8 protein-coding genes are annotated in these 7,231 nt (G+C 70.1%); 2 read left to right on the top strand and 6 right to left on the bottom strand.

Translation table 11 applies throughout. The features are described 5' to 3' along the window. Positions 1-125 precede the first annotated feature (125 nt). On the top strand, positions 126-863 hold the full coding sequence (pgl, locus tag AB0M88_RS41300) for a 6-phosphogluconolactonase (RefSeq protein ID WP_364111543.1): 738 nt from the start codon (positions 126-128) through the stop codon (positions 861-863). Positions 864-1,018: 155 nt separating this feature from the next. Here the strand turns inward: pgl and AB0M88_RS41295 are convergent, their stop codons facing one another. Then, positions 1,019-1,426 (bottom strand): VOC family protein, encoded by a 408-nt coding sequence (locus AB0M88_RS41295; protein WP_364111533.1) that lies wholly within the window; start codon positions 1,424-1,426, stop codon positions 1,019-1,021. Between the two features lie 253 nt (positions 1,427-1,679). Between AB0M88_RS41295 and AB0M88_RS41290 the strand changes: the two genes are divergently transcribed. After that, positions 1,680-2,285 (top strand): GNAT family N-acetyltransferase, encoded by a 606-nt coding sequence (locus tag AB0M88_RS41290; protein ID WP_364111531.1) that lies wholly within the window; start codon positions 1,680-1,682, stop codon positions 2,283-2,285. Here the strand turns inward: AB0M88_RS41290 and AB0M88_RS41285 are convergent. The 5 genes from AB0M88_RS41285 to gap form a co-directional block, all read right to left on the bottom strand. Continuing rightward, positions 2,282-2,623, bottom strand: coding sequence for an RNA polymerase-binding protein RbpA (locus AB0M88_RS41285; protein WP_364111529.1), 342 nt, complete (start codon positions 2,621-2,623; stop codon positions 2,282-2,284). The two genes, AB0M88_RS41290 and AB0M88_RS41285, sit on opposite strands and share 4 nt — an antisense overlap. A 127-nt stretch (positions 2,624-2,750) precedes the next feature. After that, a complete protein-coding gene (gene secG, locus AB0M88_RS41280; protein ID WP_364111527.1) occupies positions 2,751-3,008 on the bottom strand; it encodes a preprotein translocase subunit SecG in 258 nt (85 codons plus the stop codon). Between the two features lie 84 nt (positions 3,009-3,092). Further along, positions 3,093-3,884: a triose-phosphate isomerase gene (tpiA, locus tag AB0M88_RS41275; RefSeq protein WP_364111525.1), complete on the bottom strand. Its 792-nt coding sequence runs from the start codon at positions 3,882-3,884 to the stop codon at positions 3,093-3,095. Further along, positions 3,881-5,077: a phosphoglycerate kinase gene (locus AB0M88_RS41270; protein ID WP_364111541.1), complete on the bottom strand. Its 1,197-nt coding sequence runs from the start codon at positions 5,075-5,077 to the stop codon at positions 3,881-3,883. The genes tpiA and AB0M88_RS41270 overlap by 4 nt, the downstream gene beginning before the upstream one ends. 1 nt (position 5,078) lies before the next feature. Next, positions 5,079-6,077 (bottom strand): type I glyceraldehyde-3-phosphate dehydrogenase, encoded by a 999-nt coding sequence (gene gap, locus AB0M88_RS41265; protein ID WP_364111523.1) that lies wholly within the window; start codon positions 6,075-6,077, stop codon positions 5,079-5,081. Positions 6,078-7,231 lie beyond the last annotated feature (1,154 nt).

The raw sequence follows: 7,231 nt of genomic DNA, 5'->3' as shown, positions 1-7,231 counted from the left end.
ACTACTTCGGCACGAGTTCGGACGACGGGGGCGGTGGCGACCCCACCGACCTGCACCGCACCGAGCCGCATTCGCCGCTGACCGCGTACGCGGGCGACGGCGGGCGGCCCTTTTTGGAGGCTCGCATGAGTAAGACCCTGGTTGTCGTCTCCCCCGACGCCGACACCCTGGCCGCGACGGTCGCCGCCCGGCTGGCCATCAAGATCATCGACGCGCAGGCCGAGCGCGGTTCGGCGAGCATCGTCCTCACCGGCGGCCGCATCGCGGCCAAGGTCCTCGCCACCCTCAAGGACCTGCCGGCCGGCAAGGCCATCGACTGGCCGCACGTCGAGCTGTGGTGGGGCGACGAACGCTTCCTGCCGGCCGGCGACCCGGACCGCAACGAGACCCAGGCCCGCGCGGCCCTGCTCGACGCGCTGCCGCTCGACCCGGCCCGCGTGCACGCCATGCCGGCCTCCGACGGCCCGGACGGCGACGACGCCTCCGCCGCGGCCGCCCGCTACGCCCGCGAGCTGGTCACCGGCGGCGCCGACCTGCCGTCCTTCGACGTCCTGATGCTCGGCGTCGGCGAGGACGGCCACGTGGCCAGCCTCTTCCCGGGCCACCCGGTCCTCAACGAGACCGGCACGACGGCGGCGACCTTCAACAGCCCGAAGCCCCCGCCCACCCGCATCACGCTGACGATGCCCACGATCCAGACCGCCGACGAGGTCTGGCTGGTCGCCGCCGGCCCCGACAAGACCAAGTCGGTCGGCGCCGCCCTCAACGGCGACAAGTCTCTCCCGGCCGCCCACGCGACCGGCACCAGCCGAACCCTCTGGCTCCTCGACGGTCCGGCCGCTGCCGACGTCGCGGCCTCATAAAATACGCCGGGGCGAGTCCCCAGAAGCACCATGACCGTCCCCGCGACGGGGATCCGGCCCCTGCAACACCGGGCCGTTCCCCGGCGCCGGCGGCCCCGGGCGGCCCGGCGGCCGGTCTGCTTCACGGGCCGGTCTGCTTCACGGGCCGGTCTGCTTCACGGGCGGGTGGAGATCTGCTGGATGCCCCAGCTGTTGCCGTCGGGGTCGTCGAAGAACAGGAAGCCGACGTTGTCGAGCGGATGCGCCACCGGGTGCGGGTTCTCCCCCACGACCTGCACCTCGCCGACCGCCACACCCCGCGCCAGCAGCTCCTCCCGGGCCGCCGCGACGTCGCGCACCACCAGCTGCAGCCCCTTGAGCGATCCGGGTTCCATGGCCGGCACCGCGCCCTTGCCGATGACCACCGAGCACCCGCTCCCCGGCGGCGTCAGCTGCACGATTCGCACCGCCTCGCCCATCACGATGTCGTGGTCGACGGTGAAGCCGAGCCCGTCCGCGTAGAACGCCTTGGCCCGGTCGATGTCGCTTACCGGCACCACGACCACCTCGAGTGTCCAGTTCATGGGTTCATCCTCGCGGGGCCGGCGCGAAGGCCGCCCACGAAATGACGAAGACGTAACCGGGCCGGACCGCCATCGCGCGCGGACTGCCCAGCATGCGCCAGCCGCCGAGCGCCCAGCTATCGAAGCCGCGGCCACACCGGCCACCGGCCACCGGCCACCGGCCACCGGCTCGACGATCAGGGGACGCCGGCCGTGCTGCGAGCGTGAACACACGTCCAGGCGCTACGTGATCACTCCGCCTAGAATCGCGGGCGTGCAGCCGATCATCCGCGGGTATCGCCCGAGCGACCTCGACGCCCTCTATGACATCTGCATCCGCACCGCCGACGCGGGCGCGGACCTGAGCGGCCGGTTCGGCGACGACCGGCTGATCGGGGACATCTACGCGGCGCCGTACGTCACGCTCGAGCCCGACGTCGCCCGGATCCTCGACGACGGCGACGGCAACGCGATCGGCTACATCCTCGGGACGGCCGACACCCCCGAGTTCGTACGCCGCTACGAGACCGAGTGGCTGCCCCAGCTCGGCGACCGCTACCGCGACGACGACGATCCGCGCGACCAGAGCCTGCTCAAGCTGCTCCGCTGGCCGCAGCGCATGCTGATGCCCGAGCTCGCCGAGTACCCCGCCCACCTGCACATCGACCTGTTGCCGCAGGCGCGCGGACACGGCGAGGGCCGGGCGCTGATGACCAGCTTCCTACGCGGCCTGCACGCGGCCGGCGTCGAGCGGGTGCACCTGAGCATGGCCCCGGCGAACACCGGCGCGCGTGCCTTCTACGACCGGCTGGGCTTCACCGAGATCCCGATGCCGCCCGGCCGAGGCGGTCTCTACCTCGGCCGGAGCACCGAAATCTAGCGACCGCGCCGCTGGCGCAACTTCTCCAGCGCCTCGGCCAGGATCTTGGCGCCGTCCTCCTCGGAACGGCGCTCCTTGACGTACGCCAGATGCGACTTGTACGGCTCGGCGCGCGAACGTCCGGGCGGATTCTGCCCGTCGAGGCCGGCCGGCTGGCCGCAACGCGGGCAGTCCCACGTGTCGGGCGCGGCGGCGTCGAGCGCGAACCAGATCTGGCTCGAATGCCCGGCCGCGCAGAAATAGCTCACCTCCCGGCGCGGGGCGGGTTCACTGCGCTCGTCGGGGCGCATCGGGCTGGACCCGACGCGGCTTCCGCGGATCGCACTGCCACTGGACACGGACGTCACTCCTGTCTCGACTGGCGTAAGCGGGCCGGTTCACAACACGGCCTTGACAAGGACGAATAAAACAACCGCGCGCCCGGCCGTCCGGGCGCGCGGAGGATTCTACGACTATTACTCTCGGTCAGGAAGACGGCAGCGCGGTGCGCAGCCAGAGTGCCAGACCGACGATGCACGCGAACCACACGACACCGACCAGAACGGTGTAACGGTCGAGGTTTTTCTCCGCGACCGAGGAGCCGGACAGGCTGGAGGTCACGCCGCCGCCGAACATGCTCGACATGCCGCCGCCCTTGCCCCGGTGGAGCAGGATCAGCAGCGTCAGCAGAATGCTGGTGATGATCAGCAACACGACCAGCGTGTATGCGAACGCGATCGGCATGGTCAATCCTCTCAAAGGGCACCGCAGCGGTCCCACAATAGCGAATGCCCGGGCGTTCTCCACGCCCGGGCATGCTGCTTGCTGTTACTTCGCGACATGCTCCCGGTAACGGACGATCGAGGTGAATTCCTCGGCGTCCAGGCTCGCGCCACCGACCAGGGCACCGTCGACGTCCGGCTGCGCCATGATCGAGGCGATGTTGGCCGCCTTCACGGAGCCGCCGTACTGGATGCGCACCACGTCCGCGATCTCCTTGCCGTACGTCTCGGCAAGTCGCGAGCGCAGCTCGCCGCAGACTTCCTGAGCGTCCTGCGGGGTCGCGGTCTTTCCGGTGCCGATCGCCCAGACCGGCTCGTAGGCGATCACGACCTGCTTGACCTGCTCCGGCGTGAGCCCCTCGAGGCCCGCGTCGAGCTGGGTCTGGCAGTGCCCGACGTGGTTGCCCTCCTCGCGGATGGACAGGCCCTCGCCCACGCACAGGATCGGCGTGAGGCCGGCCGCGAAGGCCGCGCGGACCTTCGCGTTGACCAGCACGTCGTCCTCGTGGTGGTATTCGCGCCGCTCGGAGTGCCCGGCCAGCACGTAGGTGCAGCCGAGCTTGCTCAGCATCGAGCCGGCGATGTCCCCGGTGTACGCCCCGCCCTTGTGCGGCGAGAGGTCCTGGGCGCCGTACTGGATCTGCACCTTGTCGCCGTCGACCGCGGTCTGCACGGTGCGCAGGTCGGTGAACGGCGGCAGCACGACGACCTCGACCTGGGCCAGCGTCTCCGCCGGCAGGCCGGCGGCCAGCTTCTGGATGAGCAGATTGGCCTCGAAGTGGTTGAGGTTCATCTTCCAGTTGCCGGCGATGACCGGTTTACGTGACTCCGACATCACTTCTCCAGAGCTTCGACGCCGGGCAGCTTCTTGCCCTCGAGGTATTCCAGGGAGGCGCCGCCACCGGTCGAGATGTGACCGAAGCCGGACTCGTCGATGCCGAGCGTGCGCACGGCCGCGGCCGAGTCGCCGCCGCCGACGACCGAGAAGCCGTCGATCTTGGTGATGGCCTCGGCGACGCCCCGGGTGCCGGCCGCGAACGGCGCCAGCTCGAAGACGCCCATCGGGCCGTTCCAGAAGACGGTCTTCGCGCCCGAGATCGCGTCGGCGAACAGCGACACCGACGCGGGGCCGATGTCGAGACCGAGGCGGTCGGCCGGAATGCCGGAGATGTCGACGACGTCGTGGGCCGCGTCGGCGGAGAACTCGCTCGCCGCCACCACGTCGACCGGCAGGACGATCCGGCCGTCGGCCTCTTCCAGAAGCGCTGAGCAGGTGTCGATCATCTCGGCTTCGAGCAGCGACTTCCCGACCTCGTGACCCTGAGCCTTGAGGAACGTGAAGCACATCCCGCCGCCGACCAGAAGCTTGTCGACCTTCGGCAGCAGCGCCTTGATCACCGCGAGCTTGTCGGAGACCTTCGAACCGCCGAGCACGACCACGTAGGGCTGCTCCGGGCTCTCCGAGACGCGCTTGAGGACCTCGACCTCTTTGATCACGAGGCCGCCCGCGTAGTGCGGGAGCAGCGCCGGAACGTCGTACACCGAGGCGTGCTTGCGGTGCACCGCGCCGAACGCGTCGTCGACGTAGTAGTCGGCGAACGCGGCCAGCTGCTCGGCGAACGCGACGCGTACGGCGTCGTCCTTCGAGGTCTCACCCTCGTTGAACCGGAGGTTCTCGAGCAGCAGCACCTGGCCGTCACCCAGAGCGGCGACCTTCTCCTGCGCGTCGTCACCGATCGTGTCGGCCGCGAAGACCACCGGCGAGCCGAGCAGCTCGGCCAGGCGGGTCGCGACCGGCGCCAGCGTGTACTTCGGGTCGGGCGCGCCCTTCGGCCGGCCGAGGTGCGACATCACGATGACACGGGCCCCCGCGTCACGCAGCGCGATCAGCGTCGGCAGCACCGCGCGGGCGCGGCCGTCGTCCGTGATCACGCCCGGCTGGTTCTTGTCGAACGGGACGTTCAGGTCGGCGCGCACGATGACGCGCCGACCCTGCACACCCTCGCCGAGCAGGTCGTCGAGGTTCTTCAACTCACGCACCGACCAGCTTGACCAGGTCGACCAGGCGGTTCGAGTAGCCCCACTCGTTGTCGTACCAGCCGACGACCTTGACCTGGTTGCCGATCACCTTGGTGAGGCCGGCGTCGAAGATGCAGGAGGCCGGGTCGGTGACGATGTCCGACGAGACGATCGGGTCCTCGGTGTAGACCAGGATGCCCTTGAGCGGGCCGTCCGCGGCGGCCTTGATCGCGGCGTTGACCTCGTCGACCGAGGTCTCCTTGCCGGCCTGGAAGGTCAGGTCGGTGGCCGAGCCGGTCGGGATCGGCACGCGCATCGCGAAGCCGTCGAGCTTGCCCTTGAGCTCGGGCAGCACCAGGCTGACCGCCTTGGCGGCACCGGTCGAGGTCGGCACCACGTTGAGGGCGGCGGCGCGGGCGCGGCGCAGGTCCTTGTGCGGGCCGTCCTGCAGGTTCTGGTCCTGGGTGTAGGCGTGGATCGTGGTCATCAGGCCACGCTCGATGCCGATCGTGTCGTTGAGGACCTTCGCCATCGGGGCGAGGCAGTTGGTGGTGCAGGACGCGTTCGAGATGATGTTGTGCTTGGCGGCGTCGTACAGATTGTCGTTGACGCCCATCACGATCGTGATGTCCTCGTTCTTGGCCGGCGCCGAGATGATGACCTTCTTGGCACCGTTCTCGGCGTGCACCTTGGCCTTGGTGGCGTCGGTGAAGAAGCCGGTCGACTCGATGACCACGTCGACGCCGACGTCGCCCCACTTGAGGTTGGCCGGGTCACGGTCGGCGAACACCTTGATCGCCTTGCCGCCCACGGTGATCTCGTCGGAGGTCGCCTTGACCTCCTGCTGGAGGCGGCCCAGGATCGAGTCGTACTTGAGCAGCTGGGCCAGCGTCGCGGTGTCGGTCAGGTCGTTCACGGCGACGACCTCGATGTCCGCACCGGAGGCGAGAACCGCCCGGAAGAAGTTGCGGCCGATACGGCCGAAGCCGTTGATGCCAACCCGGATGGTCACAGGTGGATCTCCTCGTTTCGGTCCGCCGGAGTCTGCGACCGGCGGAGGATCTGCGTGCCGACCAGATGTCGAGGCCGGCAAGGGGGCGTCCGGCCACCAATGAGCCGCCGCGCCAGCACTTCGGCGGCGTCACGGCTTGGGTCGGCCGAGCTGCCGGCACCGTCGCCGTCACCCCGAACCCTATCCGAGCCCGCTGAGCACCCACCGTCGGGGTTGCGACGGAACCGTTATCACCCCCGCTTCACTTTCCATTTCCCTCAAAACCCCCATACCGTACGGCGCAATCCGCCCCAACCGCACCTCCCCGTCCCGCCCCGAGGGCCCCGACCTGCTGCAACACCGGGCCGGCGCCAATTCCGGCCCGGCGCTGGGTCACCCCCGGGCCGGCGACACCGGACAAGCCTCTCAGGCGTGACCGTCAGTAGCCGCGTTGCCAGCGGCGGCGACAACGCTGAGGCACCCGGGCTCAGCGGTCTCGGCACCCGTTCGGGTCCGACGACCCGTCGTCGATCAGCTTCAGCGCCCGGCGGTCAAATCAGTCGCCCAAGACGACGCTGCCACCACTAGGCCGACGCTGCCACACCCGCGCGCCCCACCACCCGCGCGCCCCATCACCCGCGCGCCCCACCACCCGCGCGCCCACCACCCGCTCCGCGGAGCCCGTGTGCGTTCACGCCGACCAACGGTCATTTGAGCGTCCGCCCAGGTCGCCCTCCACGAGGTGAGGAAGAATTGGTCGGTCCCGAGCCTGCTGCCGCCGGCCACCCGGATCGCCGCCAGGATCAGGCCGCCCGGCAAAGGCCGCCCAGCAAGGCGGTCCAGCAAAGGCCGCCCAGCAAGGCGGTCCAGCAAGGCGGTCCAGCAAGGCGGTCCAGCAAGGCGGTCCAGCAAGGCGGTCCAGCAAGGCCGCCCAGCAAACGCCGCCCAGCAAACGCCGCTCAGCAGGACCACCCATGCAAGACCGCTCCGGGAACCCACCCGGCCCGGCAGTTCGTTCGCCCGGACCAGATGCCCGGCTGGGCAGCATGCCCGGCCGGCTCTGGTCGAGGTGTTTCGAACCGCCCCTGGGAGGCCATCGAGCAAACCCGGCCCGGCTGTCCCGATCGTGCGGGCGCCGGACTGCGGAGCGCGGAAGCCCGCCGGCGATGCGCTGA

Source organism: Actinoplanes sp. NPDC051411, assembly GCF_040682075.1.
Taxonomy (GTDB): Bacteria; Actinomycetota; Actinomycetes; order Mycobacteriales; family Micromonosporaceae; genus Actinoplanes.
This window is presented reverse-complemented; position numbering and strand designations above follow the sequence as displayed.

Coding starts and splice junctions, on each gene's coding strand:
- pgl (WP_364111543.1), top strand. CDS start 126: ATGAGTAAGACCCTGGTTGTCGTCTCCCCCGACGCCGACACCCTGGCC.
- AB0M88_RS41295 (WP_364111533.1), bottom strand. CDS start 1,426: ATGAACTGGACACTCGAGGTGGTCGTGGTGCCGGTAAGCGACATCGAC.
- secG (WP_364111527.1), bottom strand. CDS start 3,008: ATGCCGATCGCGTTCGCATACACGCTGGTCGTGTTGCTGATCATCACC.